The sequence below is a fragment of the Kocuria kalidii genome (genome assembly GCF_044462225.1).
GTDB lineage: Bacteria > Actinomycetota > Actinomycetes > Actinomycetales > Micrococcaceae > Kocuria > Kocuria kalidii.
On sequence record NZ_JBISWJ010000072.1, the window covers coordinates 1 to 16,938 of the forward strand.

The 16,938-nt window shown below is 72.3% G+C and carries 11 protein-coding genes; all 11 read left to right on the forward strand.

Annotated elements, in window-relative coordinates; genetic code table 11:
- The first annotated feature begins 50 nt into the window (after positions 1-50).
- The 11 genes from ACH9D3_RS10100 (at position 51) to ACH9D3_RS10150 (ending at position 16,925) form a co-directional block, all read left to right on the forward strand.
- Positions 51-416: a holo-ACP synthase gene (locus ACH9D3_RS10100; protein WP_396400679.1), complete on the forward strand. Its 366-nt coding sequence runs from the start codon at positions 51-53 to the stop codon at positions 414-416.
- Positions 413-1,975, forward strand: coding sequence for an NAD(P)H-hydrate epimerase (locus ACH9D3_RS10105; RefSeq protein ID WP_396410806.1), 1,563 nt, complete (start codon positions 413-415; stop codon positions 1,973-1,975). The genes ACH9D3_RS10100 and ACH9D3_RS10105 overlap by 4 nt, the downstream gene beginning before the upstream one ends.
- 134 nt (positions 1,976-2,109) lie before the next feature.
- Positions 2,110-4,296 (forward strand): glycogen debranching protein GlgX, encoded by a 2,187-nt coding sequence (gene glgX / locus ACH9D3_RS10110; RefSeq protein ID WP_396400677.1) that lies wholly within the window; start codon positions 2,110-2,112, stop codon positions 4,294-4,296.
- Between the two features lie 84 nt (positions 4,297-4,380).
- Complete coding sequence (gene treY / locus ACH9D3_RS10115) at positions 4,381-6,738, forward strand: malto-oligosyltrehalose synthase (protein WP_396410807.1); 2,358 nt, start codon at positions 4,381-4,383, stop codon at positions 6,736-6,738.
- Positions 6,739-6,744: 6 nt separating this feature from the next.
- Positions 6,745-8,619: a malto-oligosyltrehalose trehalohydrolase gene (gene treZ / locus ACH9D3_RS10120; RefSeq protein ID WP_396410808.1), complete on the forward strand. Its 1,875-nt coding sequence runs from the start codon at positions 6,745-6,747 to the stop codon at positions 8,617-8,619.
- Positions 8,620-8,729: 110 nt separating this feature from the next.
- Positions 8,730-9,755 carry an aldo/keto reductase gene (locus tag ACH9D3_RS10125; RefSeq protein WP_396410811.1) on the forward strand — a complete coding sequence of 342 codons (1,026 nt, stop codon included), beginning with the start codon at positions 8,730-8,732 and terminating at the stop codon, positions 9,753-9,755.
- A gap of 20 nt (positions 9,756-9,775) precedes the next feature.
- Entirely contained in the window at positions 9,776-10,504 is a 729-nt protein-coding gene (locus tag ACH9D3_RS10130) for a LysE family transporter (protein WP_396410809.1), read from the forward strand.
- Positions 10,505-10,730: 226 nt separating this feature from the next.
- Entirely contained in the window at positions 10,731-11,816 is a 1,086-nt protein-coding gene (locus ACH9D3_RS10135) for an inositol-3-phosphate synthase (RefSeq protein ID WP_396410812.1), read from the forward strand.
- A 663-nt stretch (positions 11,817-12,479) separates the two neighbouring features.
- Positions 12,480-13,760 (forward strand): FAD-dependent oxidoreductase, encoded by a 1,281-nt coding sequence (locus tag ACH9D3_RS10140; protein WP_396410813.1) that lies wholly within the window; start codon positions 12,480-12,482, stop codon positions 13,758-13,760.
- Between the two features lie 52 nt (positions 13,761-13,812).
- On the forward strand, positions 13,813-14,979 hold the full coding sequence (locus ACH9D3_RS10145; protein ID WP_396409392.1) for an SRPBCC family protein: 1,167 nt from the start codon (positions 13,813-13,815) through the stop codon (positions 14,977-14,979).
- Entirely contained in the window at positions 14,976-16,925 is a 1,950-nt protein-coding gene (locus ACH9D3_RS10150; protein WP_396409393.1) for a BCCT family transporter, read from the forward strand. The genes ACH9D3_RS10145 and ACH9D3_RS10150 overlap by 4 nt, the downstream gene beginning before the upstream one ends.
- Positions 16,926-16,938: the final 13 nt, after the last annotated feature.

Genomic DNA, 16,938 nt, shown 5'->3' on the forward strand with positions numbered 1-16,938 from the left:
CCGCCCGGATCCATCCGGGAGGCGGGCCGGCTGTCGTTAGGCTGGACCCCATGATCATCGGCACCGGCATCGACGTGGTGGACATCGCCCGCTTCGAGGAGCAGATCGCCCGCACCCCCGGCCTCGTGGCCCGGCTGTTCACCCCGCCGGAGCGGGAGCTGCACGTCCGCTCCCTGGCCGCCCGCTTCGCCGCGAAGGAGGCCGCGGCGAAGGCGCTCAAGGCACCGCCGGGGATGATCTGGCAGCACTGCTGGATCGAGAAGGACCCCTCCGGGGCTCCGCTGCTGTGCACCGAGGGCACCGTGGCGGACGAGGCCCGCCGGCAGGGCATCGACCGGTGGCACCTCACCATGACCCACGACGGCGGGATCGCGATGGCCATGGTCATCGCCGAGCGCACGGGGGGCCTGTCGTGATCGCGGCCTGGACCGGCGAGCAGGTCCGGGCGGCCGAGACGCCCTTCCTCGAGCGGGGCGAGGGGCCGGCGCTCATGCGGCGCGCCGCCCACGGCCTGGCCCTCGCCTGCGCCGAGCGCCTGCGCGCCCGCCGGGGACACGTCCGCGGGGCGCGCGTGGTGGTCCTGGCGGGCACCGGCAACAACGGCGGGGACGGGCTGTGGGCCGGGGCGGAGCTCGCGCGCCGCGGCGCGGCCGTGCTGGCCGTGGCCGTCGGGGACCGGCTGCACCCGGAGGGTGCTGCGGCCCTCGCGGCCGCCGGCGGCAGGGTGCTGGCCGCCGGGGACGGCGACCCGGCGCGGGCGGCCGGGCACGTGCTCGGCGCCGACCTGGTGCTCGACGCCGTGCTCGGGACCGGCGCCCGGGGCGGGCTGCGCGGGCCGGCCGCGGAGCTCGTCCGTGCGGTCCTCGACCGGTGGCCCCGGGACGGGGGACCGGTGGTGGTGGCGTGCGACGTCCCGTCGGGCGTCGCCGCGGACACCGGCGCGGTGGCGGGTCCCGTCCTGCCCGCGGACCTCACCGTGACGTTCGCCGGGGCGAAGGCGGGCCTGCTGCTCCCGCCGGGGGAGCGCTGGTGCGGCGAGGTGCGGACGGTGCCCATCGGGATCGAGCACGCCCTGCCGGAGCCCGCGCTGCGGCGCCTGGAGCGCGACGACGCCGCGGCGCTGTGGCCGCGGCCCGGAGCGGCCTCCCACAAGTACTCGCGCGGCGTGGTGGGCGTCGTCGCCGGTTCCCCGACCTACCCCGGCGCGGCGCTCATGTGCACGCGCGCCGCCGTGGACTCCGGCGCGGGCATGGTCCGCCACCTCGGCGACGCCGCCACCCGTTCCCTGGTGTGCCTGACGAGCCCCGAGGTGGTCGCCTCCGAGGACCACCCGGACGCCGTGCACGTCCAGGCCTGGGTCGTCGGCCCCGGTGCGGTGGGGGACGACGCCCAGGAGTCCCGGACGGACGCCGTGCTCGCGGGACCGCTGCCGGCGGTCGTCGACGCCGGCGCGCTCGCCGCGGCCGCGCGGGCGGCCGCCGACGGCGCCCTGGGCCCGGGGAAGGTCCTGACCCCGCACGCCGGGGAGCTCGCGCAGGTGCTGGCCTGGCTCGCCGCCCTCGGGGACGGCGGGGAGGCCCCCGACCGGGAGGCGGTCGAGGCCGAGCCGGCCCGGTGGGCCCGGGCGGCCGCGGAGGCGACCGGCGCCGTCGTGGTGCTCAAGGGCGCCACCACGCTCGTCGCGGCCCCGGACGGCACGCTGCTGTCCCAGGCGGACGGCAGCCCGTGGCTGGCGACGGCCGGCAGCGGGGACACCCTCGCCGGGATCATGGGCACGGCGCTGGCCGGCTGCGCCGAGGAGCCGGACGCGTTCGCCGCCGCGGGGGAGTGGGCCCGCGGGGACGCGCGCCTCGCGGTGGCCGCCGCGCTGGCCGTGGCCGTGCACGGGTGGGCCTCCCGGCTGGAGGGCCTCGGCCCCGTGCCGCCCACGGCGCTGTCCGCGAACGTCCGCACGGTCCTGCGCTTCGGCCGCTGAGGGCGCTCCCCGGCCCCCGGCGACCCGCGCCCGGGACGCGGGCGGCTCCCGTCCGGGCTAAGATCGATCCCACTTGCCCCATTCCCAGCCCGCTGACGGTGACCCCTGCCCGGCGGTACGACAGGAGATCCCCTATGGAAGTCTGGCCAGGTCAGCCCTATCCCCTCGGAGCCACCTTCGACGGCACCGGCACCAACTTCGCCCTCTTCAGCGAGGCCGCCGAGCAGGTCGAGCTGTGCCTGTTCGACGAGGACGGGACCGAGACCCGGATCCAGGTCGACGCGCAGGACAGCTACGTCTGGCACTGCTACCTGCCGACGATCCAGCCCGGGCAGCGCTACGGCTACCGTGTGCACGGACCGTGGGACCCCGCCGAGGGCCAGCGTTTCAACCCCGCCAAGCTGCTGCTCGACCCCTACGCCAAGGCCGTCTCCGGCCGGATGGACTGGGACCAGGCGCTCTTCTCCTACGACTTCGGCGACGAGGACTCGTTCAACGACGAGGACTCCGCCCCCCACATGATGATGGGCGTGGTGATCAACCCGTTCTTCAACTGGGAGGGCGACCGGACGCCCCGCACGCCGTACCACAAGTCGGTGATCTACGAGGCCCACGTCAAGGGCCTCACCCAGCAGCACCCCGAGGTGCCCGAGGAGCAGCGCGGCACCTACGCCGGCGTGGCCCACCCCGAGGTGATCTCGCACCTGCAGAAGCTGGGCGTCACCGCCATCGAGCTCATGCCCGTGCACCAGTTCGTGCAGGACAGCACCCTGCTCGACCAGGACCTGCGCAACTACTGGGGCTACAACACCATCGGGTTCTTCGCCCCGCACAACGAGTACCACTCGACCAACGACCTCGGCGGGCAGGTCCAGGAGTTCAAGGCCATGGTGCGGGCCCTGCACCAGGCCGACATCGAGGTCATCCTCGACGTGGTGTACAACCACACGGCCGAGGGCAACCACATGGGCCCCACGCTGTCCATGAAGGGCATCGACAACCAGGCCTACTACCGGACGGTGGAGGGCGACCAGAAGTTCTACATGGACTACACGGGCACCGGCAACACCCTCAACGTCCGGCACCCCCACTCGCTGCAGCTGATCATGGACTCCCTGCGCTACTGGGTGACCGAGATGCACGTGGACGGCTTCCGCTTCGACCTCGCCTCCGCGCTGGCCCGGGAGTTCTACGACGTGGACAAGCTCGCCACGTTCTTCGAGCTCGTCCAGCAGGACCCGGTCGTCTCCCAGGTGAAGCTCATCGCGGAGCCGTGGGACGTCGGCCCCGGCGGCTACCAGGTGGGCAACTTCCCGCCCCAGTGGACGGAGTGGAACGGGAAGTACCGGGACACCGTGCGCGACTTCTGGCGCGGCGAGCCCGCGACCCTGGGGGAGTTCGCCTCGCGCATCACGGGCTCCGCGGACCTCTACGAGCACAGCGGGCGCCGCCCGTTCGCCTCGATCAACTTCGTCACGGCCCACGACGGCTTCACGCTGCGGGACCTGGTCTCCTACAACGAGAAGCACAACGAGGCCAACGGCGAGGGCAACAACGACGGCGAGTCCCACAACCGCTCCTGGAACTGCGGCGTGGAGGGGCCCACCGACGACCCCGAGGTGCTCGCCCTGCGCTCCCGCCAGCAGCGCAACTTCCTCGCGACGCTGCTGCTGTCCCAGGGCACGCCCATGGTGCTGCACGGCGACGAGCTGGGCCGCACCCAGGGCGGCAACAACAACACGTACTGCCAGGACAACGAGCTGTCGTGGATCAACTGGGACACCATGGACGGCCCGCTCACCGAGTTCGTCGCCGCCGTGACCCACCTGCGCCACGACCACCCGACGTTCCGGCGCTCGGAGTTCTTCGACGGGCGCCCCGTCGAGATGGACGCGGACGACACCGGCCGCCCCATGCCGGACATCGCCTGGCTGAACACGGACGGGGCCCCGCTCAAGCCCGCCGACTGGGACGAGCCCCTGTCCCGCTCCTTCGGGATGTGGCTCAACGGCCACGGCATCGCCGGCGTCGACATGCGCGGGCGGCCCATCACCGACGTGAACTTCATCGTGTACTTCAACTCCAACCCGGAGCCCGTCAAGTGCAAGCTCCCGCCGGTGCGCTACGGCCGGCAGTGGGAGGAGGTCATCGACACCGCGGGCAAGTACGCCGACGGGCAGATCCGCAAGGCGCGGACCGCGATCGTGCTCGAGGGCAAGTCGATGGTCGTGCTGCGCGCCTACGAGGCCCCCGAGGAGGAGCCCGACGCGTCGGTCGCCGCCTCCGTGGCCGCCTACGCCAAGACGCCGCAGGACCAGTGACCTGACGGCACCGGCAGGCTGTCGACCCGGGAACGGGTCGACAGCCTGCTGGCGTTTCCGGGGCCGGGCCGACAGACTGGTGCCGTGCGCACACCGACTTCGACCTACCGACTCCAGATCACCTCCGACCTGACCCTCGACCGCGCGGCGGGGCTCGTGGACTACCTCCACGACCTCGGCGCCGACTGGGTCTACCTCTCACCCATCCTCCGGGCCGTCGACGGCTCCGACCACGGCTACGACGTCGCGTCCCCCGCCGAGGTGGATCCCGTCCGGGGCGGTGCCGCCGGGCTCAAGGCGCTCGCCGACGCCGCCCACGACCGCGGCATGGGCGTTCTGGTGGACATCGTCCCGAACCACCAGGGCGTCGCCGCTCCGGAGCAGAACCCCTGGTGGTGGTCCCTGCTGGAGCAGGGGCAGGAGTCGCCGTACGCGCGGGCCTTCGACGTCGAGTGGACGGCCGGCGGCGGCAGGGTGCTGATCCCCGTGCTGGGCGACGGCGACGACGAGCTCGCGCAGCTGCGGGTCCAGGACGGCACGCTGCGCTACTACGACAACGTCTACCCCCTGGCCGAGGGCACCTGGACGGCGGGCGACGACCCGCAGGACGTCCACGACCGGCAGCACTACGAGCTCGTCAACTGGCGCCGCGGCGACGCCGAGCTCAACTACCGCCGGTTCTTCACCGTGGCCACGCTGGCGGGCGTGCGCGTCGAGGACCCGGCGGTCTTCGAGGAGTCCCACGCGGAGATCAGGCGGTGGATCGACGAGGGGCTCGTCGACGGCCTGCGCATCGACCACCCCGACGGCCTGCGCGACCCCCGGGGGTACCTCGAGCAGCTGAAGGAGCTCACGGGCGGCGCGTACGTCGTCGTCGAGAAGATCCTCGAGCCCGGGGAGCGGCTGCCCCGCGACTGGGCCACGGAGGGCACCACCGGCTACGACGCCCTCGGCACGATCGACCGGCTGCTCACCGACCCGGCCGGGGAGTACGCGCTCACGAGCCTGGACGCCCGGCTGCGCGGCGGCGAACCCGTGCACTGGGACGAGATGATCCACGGCACCAAGCGCGCCATGGCCGACAACGCCCTGCACGCGGAGGTCCTGCGCCTGGCCCGCACCGTGCCCGACGACGCCGGGCTCGGCCGGGACGAGACCGTGGACGCCCTCGCGGAGATCCTCGCGAACTTCCCGGTGTACCGCAGCTACCTGCCCGAGGGGGCCGAGCACCTGCGGGCGGCCCTCGACGCGGCCCGCGAGCAGCGTCCCGACCTCACCGGCACGATCGGGACCCTGGGCCGGCTCCTCGGGGTCGACGCGACGGCGGAGGCCGAGCTCGGCGAGCTCGCGCGCCGCTTCCAGCAGACCTCCGGGATGGTCATGGCCAAGGGCGTCGAGGACACCGCGTTCTACCGCTTCCCCCGCCTGACGTCCCTGACCGAGGTGGGCGGCGACCCCTCGCACTTCGCCGTGGCGCCGGAGGAGGCCCACGCCGAGCTCGCCCGCCGGGCCCGCGAGGAGCCCCTGGCCATGACGACCCTGTCCACCCACGACACCAAGCGCTCCGAGGCCGTGCGGGCGCGGATCACCGTGCTGGCCGAGGCCGGGGAGCAGTGGGCCGGCGTGGTCGGCACCGTGCAGAAGCTCGCCGAGCAGGCCGGGGACCGGGTGGGCGACGGCCCGCTGGTGAACCTCGTGCTCCAGGCCGTGGTGGGCGCCTGGCCCCTCTCGCAGGAGCGGGCGCTGGACTACGCCCTCAAGGCCGCTCGCGAGGCCGGCAACTCCACCGCCTGGGTCGACGGGGACGCCGACTTCGAGCAGCGGCTGACCCGGTTCCTCGAGCTGGTCTTCCACGACCCGCAGATGCGGGCCGTCGTCGAGGGCTTCGCCGCGCACGTCACCGAGGCCGGCTGGTCGAACGGGCTCGCCGCCAAGCTCGTCCAGCTCACGATGCCCGGCGTCCCGGACGTCTACCAGGGGTCCGAGCTGTGGGCCGAGTCCCTCGTGGACCCCGACAACCGCCGTCCCGTCGACTTCGAGGAGCGGGCCGCCCGGCTCGCCCGGCTGGACACCCCCGTGGGCGGGACCGCGGACGGGATCCCCGCCGTGGGACCCGACGGGGCCGCCAAGCTGCTCGTCACGAGTCGCGCCCTGCGGCTGCGCCGGGACCGGCCCGAGCTGTTCTCCGGCTACACCCCGCTCACCGCGTCCGGTCCCCTGGCCGCGCACGTCTTCGCCTTCGACCGCGGCGGCGCCGTGACCGTGGCCACCCGCCTGCCCCTGGGCCTCGCGTCCCGGGGCGGCTTCGCCGACGAGACCCTGGACCTGCCCGAGGGCGAGTTCGAGGACGTGCTGACCCACCGCCCGCACACGGGCACCGTGGCGCTGTCCCAGCTGCTGTCCGACTACCCCGTGGCGCTGCTGCGCCGGAAGGACTCCTGAACCTCCATGAACACCCGTGACCACCTCGACCGCTTCGACGTCTGGGCCCCGCACGCCAAGGCGGTGACCGTGCGGATCGAGGGCGACGACCACGACATGGTACCGGCCGGGTCCCTGCCCGAGGGCTCCGCGGGGGGCCCGGCGGCCGGCCGTGAGGGCTGGTGGACGCTGCCCGACGGCGCCGACGTCCCCACGGGGACCGTGCGCTACGGCTATGTCCTCGGCAAGACCTTCGACGAGGGCACGGCCCAGGAGCGCTCCCAGGTCTCCGAGGTCCTCCCGGACCCCCGCTCCCGCCGCCAGCCCCAGGGCGTGCACGACCTCTCGTGCACGTTCGACCCCTCCGAGCACCGCTGGGGCGACGCCGCGTGGACCGGCCGCACCCTGGCGGGGTCGGTGGTCTACGAGCTGCACATCGGCACGTTCACCCCGGAGGGCACCCTCGACTCGGCCGTCGAGCGGCTCGACCACCTCGCCGGCCTCGGTGTGGACTTCGTCGAGCTGCTGCCCGTGAACGGCTTCAACGGCGAGCGCAACTGGGGCTACGACGGGGTCCTCTGGTACACGGTGGCCGAGTCCTACGGCGGGCCGGCGGCCTACCAGCGCTTCGTGGACGCGTGCCACCAGCGCGGGATCGGCGTGATCCAGGACGTCGTCTACAACCACCTCGGCCCGTCCGGGAACTACCTGCCCCTGTTCGCCGACTACTTCAAGCCGGGCTCCAGCACCTGGGGCGACCTCATCAACCTCGACGGATGGGGCTCGGACGGCGTCCGCGACTACATCCTGGACAACGTGGAGATGTGGCTGCGCGACCACCACGTGGACGGGTTCCGGCTCGACGCCGTGCACGCCCTGCAGGACCACCGGGCCGTGCACATCCTCGAGGAGATCGCCGAGCTCGTCGAGCGCGTGGGCGTGGAGACCGGCAAGCCCCTGTTCACGATCGCGGAGTCCGACCTCAACGACCACCGGATGATCACGCCGACCACGGCCAACGGCCTGGGCATGACCGGGCAGTGGCTCGACGACTTCCACCACGCGGCGCACGTGGCGCTCACCGGGGAGACACAGGGCTACTACGCGGACTTCGCCGCGCTCGCCACGCTCGACAAGGTCATGCAGGACGCCTTCTACCACGACGGCACCATGTCGGTCTTCCGCGGCCGGCACCACGGCCGGCCCGTCGACAAGCAGCGGATCCGCCCGTGGCAGTTCGTCACGTGCATCCAGAACCACGACCAGATCGGCAACCGCGCGGCGGGGGACCGGATCAGCGCGAGCCTCACGCCCGACCAGCTCGTGCTGGGCGCCACGCTCCTGCTCACCCAGCCCTTCACGCCCATGCTGTTCATGGGAGAGGAGTGGGGCGCGTCCACCCCGTGGCAGTTCTTCACCGCCCACCCCGAGCCCGAGCTCGGGGAGGCCGTGGCGAAGGGCCGCAAGGCGGAGTTCGCGTCCATGGGCTGGGACGAGTCCACGGTCCCCGACCCCCAGGCCCCCAGCACGTTCGAGGACTCCCAGCTGGACTGGGACGAGCTCGGCCAGGACGACCACGCCCGGGTGCTGGACGCGTACCGGGAGCTCATCGCGCTGCGGCGGGCCGTGCCCGAGCTCACCGACCCGCGCTTCGCCACGATCGGCACCGACCACGACGAGGACGCCCGCTGGTTCGTGCTGCGCCGGGCCGCTGCCCCGGGCGCCGACCACGGGGTCGCGGTCCTGCTGAACTTCGGGGCCGACCCGGCGAACGTCCCGTTCCCCGGCCGCCGCGACGCCCAGGTGCTCTTCCGCTCCGGGGACGTGTCGGTGACCGAGGGGACCGACGGCGGCGCCGTCGCGGCGCTGCCCGGCCACGGCGCGGCCGTGGTGCGCTACTGAGCCCCCCAGCACCGTCCCACGAACGACTCCCCCGACCCACACGAAAGGCCGCCGTGCGCACCTACGGACCCGACGTCCCCTACCGCCCCGCCGAGGACCGCTACGAGACGATGCCCTACCGGCACGTGGGCGGGTCCGGGCTCAAGCTGCCCGTCATCTCGCTCGGCCTGTGGCACAACTTCGGCGACGACAAGCCGCTCGCCACGCAGCGTGCCACGCTGCGCCGGGCCTTCGACCTGGGTGTGACCCACTTCGACCTCGCCAACAACTACGGTCCGCCGGCCGGCGCCGCCGAGCTGAACTTCGGGCGGATCCTGGCACAGGATCTCGCGCCGTACCGGGACGAGATCGTGATCTCCTCGAAGGCCGGCTGGACCATGGGGCCGGGCCCGTACCACTTCGGCGGCTCGCGGAAGTACCTGGTGTCCTCCCTGGACCAGTCCCTGCAGCGGATGGGCCTGGACCACGTGGACGTCTTCTACCACCACCGCCCGGACCCGGACACCCCGCTCGAGGAGACCATGCGGGCCCTCGACCACATCGTGCGCTCCGGGCGGGCCCTCTACGCGGGGATCTCCTCCTACAACGCCGAGCTGACCCTGCGCGCGCAGCAGATCATGCGGGAGCTCGGCACGCCGCTCCTGATCCACCAGCCGTCCTACTCGATGCTCAACCGCTGGATCGAGTCGCCCGGTCCGTCGGGGACGTCGCTGCTGGGCGCCCTGACGGAGGCCGGGATGGGGTCCATCGTGTTCTCGCCCCTGGCCCAGGGCATGCTCACGGACCGGTACCTCGACGGCATCCCCGAGGGCTCCCGGGCCGCGGCGGAGAAGTCGCTCGACCCCGAGTGGCTGACCGACACGACCCTGGAGAAGGTCCGCGGCCTGCACGACATCGCCGCCGCGCGCGGCCAGACCCTGGCCCAGATGGCGATCGCCTGGGTGCTGCGCGAGCAGGCGGACGGCCAGGTCAGCACCGCGCTCGTGGGGGCCTCCTCGCCGCAGCAGCTCGAGGACAGCGTGGGCGCCGTGCACCACCTCTCGTTCACGCCGGAGGAGCTCGAGGCGATCGACCGGCTGGCCACGGACTCCGACATCAACATCTGGGCGGGCGCCCGCGACTCCAAGACCGCGTGAGCGGCGGGACCGGCTAGGCGATGGAGGCCTCGCAGTACCTCGCCCTGCTCGGGCTGTGGATCGCCGGGATCGTCGCCCCGGGCCCGGACGTCCTGGTGATCCTGCGCAACGCGTCGCTGGGCTCCCGGTCGGCCGGGGTGCTCACCGCCGTGGGCGTGATGGCCGGCAACCTCGTGTGGATCACGCTCTCCCTGACCGGCGTGACCGTCCTGATCGGCGAGGCGGACACGGCCCAGCGCATCATCCAGGTGGCCGGAGCCCTGTTCCTCGGCTGGCTCGGCGCGAGCGGGATCCGGGCGGGACTCGCGGCCGGGGCCCTTCCGGCCCGGCTGCCGACCGCGGCAAGGGGGGCGGCGACGGGCGCGGCGTCCGCCGGCGGGACGACTCCGGCAGGGGTGCTCCCGGAGGGGACGGCCGCGGCGGGGACGCCGGGCCCGCCCGGCCGCACGGTGACCCCCGGGCGGGGCTTCGTGCTCGGACTCGTGACGAACCTGTCGAACGCGAAGGCCATCGTCTTCTTCGTGGCCCTGTTCGCCAACGTGGTCCCGGCCGGAGCGCTGTGGTGGGAGACCGCCCTGGTCTTCGCGCTGCTCGTGGCGGTGGGCCTCGCCTGGTTCACCGCGGTCGCGTGGGTCGGTTCCGTCGAGCGCCTCGCGGCGGGCTTCCGGCGGCACGGCGCCGCGGTGGAGCTCGCCGCGGGCGCGCTGTTCCTGGTGCTCGCCCTCGGCCTGCTCCTCAGCGCGCTGTGAGGGATGCCCTGCGCGCGGTGCCCGGGGCGCTGTGACGGGTGCCCTGCGCCATGCGCGCGGTGCCCGGGGCGCCGTGACCCGGGCGGGCGGTCTCCGGCAGGAGCGTGCCCCGACGGGCACTAGAGTGGACCGCTGAGTCCTGTCCGGCCGGTCGCCGGACTCCCCGGCGGGCGCCGCCCCGGCGTGCGCGGGGGACAGGAACCAGACGACCAGACAGAGGAGTCCCGTGTCCCAGCATCCCATTCGTGTGGCGGTCGCCGGTGTCGGCAACTGCGCCTCGTCCTTGATCCAGGGCGTCCACTTCTACGCCGGAGCCGATCCGGCCGCGACCGTGCCGGGGCTGATGCACGTGGTCTTCGGTGACTACCACGTCGCCGACGTGGAGTTCGTGGCGGCCTTCGACGTCGACGCCGCGAAGGTCGGGTCCGATCTGTGCGAGGCGATCGGCGCCGGGCAGAACAACACCCTGGTCTTCGCCCCGGTCCCGCACACCGGGGTCACCGTGCAGCGCGGGCCGACCCTGGACGGGCTGGGGTCCTACTACCGGGAGGCGATCGAGGAGTCCGCCGCCGCCCCCGTGGACGTGGCGCAGGCGCTGCGGGAGGCGCAGGTGGACGTGCTGGTGTCCTATCTGCCGGTGGGCTCGGAGGCCGCCGACCGGTTCTACGCCCAGGCCGCGATCGAGGCCGGGGTGGCCTTCGTCAACGCGCTGCCGGTGTTCATCGCCTCCACCGCCGAGTGGGCGGGGAAGTTCGCCGCCGCCGGGGTGCCGGTCGTGGGCGATGACATCAAGTCCCAGATCGGGGCGACGATCACCCACCGGGTGCTGGCGAAGCTGTTCGAGGACCGCGGGTACGTGCTGGACCGCACCTACCAGCTCAACGTGGGCGGGAACATGGACTTCATGAACATGCTCGAGCGCACCCGGCTGGAGTCGAAGAAGATCTCCAAGACCCAGGCGGTGACCTCCAACGTGGCCCGGGAGTTCGGCACGCGTGATGTGCACATCGGGCCCTCGGACCACGTGCCGTGGTTGAACGACCGGAAGTTCGCCTTCGTGCGCCTGGAGGGGCACGGCTTCGGTGACGCCCCGATCTCGCTGGAGTACAAGCTGGAGGTGTGGGACTCGCCGAACTCGGCCGGGGTGATCATCGACGCGATCCGGGCGGCGAAGATCGGGTTGGACCGCGGCATCGGCGGGCCGCTGACCTCGGCGGCGGCGTACTTCATGAAGTCCCCGCCCGAGCAGCAGGCCGACGACACCGCCCGGGCGAACCTGGAGGCCTTCATCCGCGGCGACCGCGAACGCTGAACCCACCCCCGCGGTGCGCGACGCCGCGGCCACGGCCCGGCGCCTCTCCGGCGACACCTGCTCCCGGATGCCCATGGTGCGGCCGCCCTGCGCCGTGGAGAGCCCACGGTGCAGGGCGAGGCACCCGCCCCCGGTCCGCCGAACACCCCTGGGCTCCTGCGAGCTCCTGCACCGGCACCGGCCGGCCGGGGACGGGGTCCGGCGGCGACGATCCGCCCGTCGTTCCGCCCCTGCTCCGCCAGGGCGGAGAGCGTCCGCGGCTGGTCGCTGCCCGGACGGCGACCGATGAGGACCAGCAGGTCCGCCGGCCCGCAGCGCGTGCGGGCCCGTGCTGTGCACGGAAGAGATCCTGCCGCCGAGCGGGGAACAGGCCGTCGACGGCGACCCACCGCGTTTTCTGCAACGCAATTCACACTGCGCAACATTGGTGGAAGCGCCGGGCGGTGATCTCGAGGACGGCGCGCGGCGGTGCCGATCTCGCACCCCGAGAGGACACCGGTGTGAGACGTCGGCGGGAAATGCTTGACAAGCAGGAGTGAGACACTTCACGCTGATCGCACATTGCGAATCAGGTTGCAGATTATGCACCCTCGGCTGGAAGAGTTCCCCTCCTCCCCCGCCACGCTCCCGTCCTTGCTCTCAGTCACTCGAAAGGGGTCCTCCATGGAGTCCCTCGTCATTGTCGGAGCGTCCCTGGCCGGTCTGTCGGCCGCCCGGGCCGCGCGCAGCCTCGGGTTCGGTGGGCGTGTGGTGATCATCGGTGATGAGCTGCAGCGTCCTTATGACCGTCCGCCGCTGTCCAAGGACTTCCTGGCCGGGCGGATCGAGATCGCGGATCTGACCCTGGAGACCGACACCGAGGCCCTGGACGCGGAGTGGATCCTGGGGACCCGGGCGGTGTCCTTCGACCCGTCCACCCGCACGGTCCACCTGGAGGACGGGGGCATGGTCCACGCCGAGGCCCTGGTCATCGCCACCGGTGCCTCGCCGCGCAACCTGCCCGAGATCGCGGGCGCGGACAACGTGGTGACCCTGCGCACCATCGCCGACGCGCAGAAGCTGCGCGAGCTGGTGCGCGCGGGGGGCCGGATGGTGGTCATCGGCGCCGGGTTCATCGGCGCCGAGGTCGCCTCCGCGGCCCATGCCCTGGGGATGGAGGTGACCGTGGTGGAGAAGTCCCCGACCCCGCTGTGCGGGCCGCTGGGCACCCAGCTGGGCGCGGTGGTGGCCGGACTGCACGAACGCGCCGGGGTGGAGTTGGTCTGCGGGGCCGACATCGCCGACTTCGACCTCACCGACGGGTCCGTGAGCGCGGTGCGCCTGGCCGGCGGGCGGGTGCTGCCCGCCGACGTCGTGGTCGTCGGGATCGGGGCGGTGCCCAACACGGGGTGGCTGGAGAGCTCCGGGATCGAGCTGGGCAACGGTGTGGTCTGCGACGCGGTCGGGGGCACCAGCCTCCCGGGGGTCGCCGCGGTCGGTGACTGCGCCGCGTGGTGGGAGCCGGTCACCGGCCGCTACCAGCGGGTGGAGCACTGGACCGGGGCCGCCCAGCGCCCGGGCGTGGCCGTGGCCGCGCTGCTGGGCGCGGATCCGGCGACCCTGCCGGCGGTGAAGCCCGCGTACTTCTGGTCCGACCAGTACGGCGTCCGCCTGCAGTTCGCCGGTGACGCCTCCCGCGCCGAGCGGGTGGTCTACGAGCACGGCGGCCCGGAGGCCGATTCCCTGCTGGCCGTCTACTACGCCGGGGAGGAACCGGTCGCGGTGCTGGGCTGGAACCAGGTCAAGCTCTTCGGCCGCTGGCGCAAGACCCTGGAGAAGATCGCCGCTGCCGCCCGCACCCCTGCCCCGCCGCACGAGGCGGCCCAGTCTGTGGCCGCCGCTGTCGCCGCCGCGGCCCCGGCCGCCGCCGCCGCCGCCGCCGCGGTCGCCCCGGCCGGGGTGTGAAACCGTCCCACCCGTCTCACCCGTTCCGCAGTACGTCGTAAGGAGTTTCGAGTTGTCGACCAATGTTGTCTCGGAGAGTCTGATCTCCACCCTGCCCGGCTCCACCTACGTGGACGAGAACGTGTTCCGCGCCGAACAGGAACGCATCTTCGAGCAGATGTGGTTCTGCGCCGTGCGCGCAGCCGACCTCGACAAGCCCGGGGCCTACCGCACCGTGCAGATCGGCCGGGAATCCGTCATCATCACCCGCAACCGCAAGCACGGCATCCGCGCCTTCTACAACATCTGCCGCCACCGCGGCGTGAAACTGTGCATGGAGGAGACCGGCGAAGCCGGCCGCTCCTTCCAGTGCCCCTACCACGCCTGGACCTACGACTTCGACGGCAAGCTCATCGCCGCCCCCAACCTCACCAAGATGCCCGACATCGACCGCCAGGAATACGGCCTCGTCACCATCCCGGTGCGCGAGTACCTCGGCTACGTCTGGGTCTGCCTCGCCGACGACCCCCCCTCCTTCGAGGACGACGTCATGGGCGACATCCAGGACCGCCTCGGCGACACCCAGGCCATCGAGGGCTACGACATCGCCAACCTCTCCCTGGGCCGGCGCATCACCTACGACGTGAAGGCCAACTGGAAGCTCATCATCGAGAACTTCATGGAGTGCTACCACTGCGCCACCATCCACCCCGAACTCACCGAGGTCCTCCCCGAGTTCGCCGACGGCCTCGCCGCCCAGTACTTCGTCGGCCACGGCGCCGAGTTCGGCGACGACGTCCTGGGCTTCACCGTCGACGGCTCCGAAGGCCTGGACAAGCTCCCCGGCGTCGACGACGACCACGACCGCCGCTACTACGCCATCACCGTGCGCCCCACCGTGTTCGTCAACCTCGTCCCCGACCACGTCATCATCCACCGCATGTTCCCCATGGCCGCCGACCACACCATCGTGGAGTGCGACTGGCTCTACCTGCCCTCCGTGGTCGACTCCGGCAAGGACGTCTCCGCCTCCGTGGAACTCTTCCACCGCGTCAACCAACAGGACTTCGACGCCTGCGAACGCTGCCAACCCGCCATGAACTCCAAGATCTACGCCACCGGCGGCGTCCTCGTCCCCTCCGAACACCACATCGGCGCCTTCCACGACTGGATCACCGACACAATCGGCGACACCGTCCCCGCACAGTCCAGTCCCGCGAGCCAGGAGAAGGTCCAATGAGCGTCGACGACTCCCGCGTCGATCCGACGCCTGCCGACGGGGACGAGGCTCGGTCCGCGACGCCGCCCGTCGACGACACGACCATGCTGCACGAGGCGGAGGCCGAGGAGGCCGCGATCCTCGACGAGCTGAAGGTCGGTGTCGTCGAGCGGCGCAAGTCCTTCCGCACCGGCCTGGAGGGCCTCGACCGGACCATCTTCGTGGTCACCGGCGCGCTCGTGGTGGCCTTCGTGCTCTGGGGGTTCCTCGACACCGAGGGCCTGTCCACCGCCTCGACGGCGGCGCTGGGCTGGGTGCTGGAGAGCACGGGGTGGCTCTTCGTGCTCCTGGCCTCGCTGTTCGTGGTCTTCGTCCTCTGGCTGGCCGTCGGCCGGTTCGGCAACATCCCGCTGGGCCAGGACGGTGAGCGCCCGGAGTTCCGGACGGTCTCGTGGATCTCGATGATGTTCGCGTGCGGCATGGGCATCGGCCTGATGTTCTACGGCGTCGCCGAGCCGCTCTACCACTACATCGCCCCGCCGCCGGCCACGGCCGACGCGCAGACGGCCGAGGCCATCGAGGCGGCGATGGCCACGTCCCTGTTTCACTGGACGCTGCACCCGTGGGCGATGTACGCGGTGGTGGGCATCGCCATCGCCTACGGCACCTTCCGTCTGGGCCGCAAGAACCTGCTCTCCGAGGCGTTCGTCTCGATCTTCGGGCGCAAGGCCGTGGACGGCGTGGGCGGGAAGATCATCAACATGCTCGCCATCTTCGCGACCGTGTTCGGCACCGCCGCGTCGCTCGGCCTGGGTGCCCTGCAGATCGGCAGCGGTCTGCAGTTCAACGGCGTCGTCGCCGAGGTGACCACCCCGATGCTGGTGGCCGTCATCGCGGTGCTGACGTTCTGCTTCGTGGCCTCGGCCGTCTCCGGCATCGCCCGCGGCATCCAGTTCCTCTCGAACACCAACATGGTGCTGGCCCTCATCATGGCGGTCATCATCTTCGTGGTGGGCCCCAGCGTCTTCATCCTCAACCTCATCCCCTCCTCGATCGGCTCCTACGCGCAGATGCTGCCGGAGATGTCCGCCCGCACGGAGGCTCTGGGCGACGACGAGAGCATGCGCGAGTGGCTCTCCGGGTGGACCATCTTCTACTGGGCCTGGTGGGTCTCCTGGACCCCCTTCGTGGGCATGTTCGTCGCCCGGATCAGCCGGGGCCGGACCATCCGCCAGTTCGTGGTGGGAGTCCTCGTGGTGCCGTCGCTGGTGTCCCTGCTGTGGTTCGCCGTCTTCGGCGGCACGGCCATCGACATCCAGCGCCGGGCCGACGCCACGCCGGACCCGGAGGACGGGATCGCCACCGTCGTGGACGGGGCCCCGACCATCTCCTTCGACAGCGCCATCTACGACATGTTCACCGGCCTGGACCTGCCGCAGGCCGTCACCGTCGGCCTCGCCGTGCTGGCCATGGTGCTCACCGGGATCTTCTTCGTCACGGGTGCCGACTCGGCGTCCATCGTGACCGGCTCGCTCAGCTCCCGCGGCAGCCTGGAGCCATCCCGCCCCGTCGTCATCTTCTGGGGTGTGCTCATGGGCAGCGTCGCCGCGGTGATGCTCCTGGCCGGCGGCGACGATCCAGCCGCCGCCCTGGGCGGTCTGCAACGGATGACGATCGTCTCCGCCCTGCCGTTCATCCTGGTGATGTTCCTCCTGTGCTTCGCGCTGGCCCGCGACCTCCGCCAGGATCCGATGTGGCTGCGCAAGCGCCTGTCCGACTCCGTGATGAACCGCGCGGTGCGCAACGCCGTCGACGAGTACGGGCACCAGAAGTTCACCCTGGTCACCCGGGAGAGCACGGATCCGAACACGGCCGAGTTCCAGGCCGTGGACGCCACGGCCGCCGGTCAGCCGATCTACGCCCAGGAGAACGGACAGATCCGGAAGAAGGGGGCGACACGCCCGTGACGGGCGGTGCGGG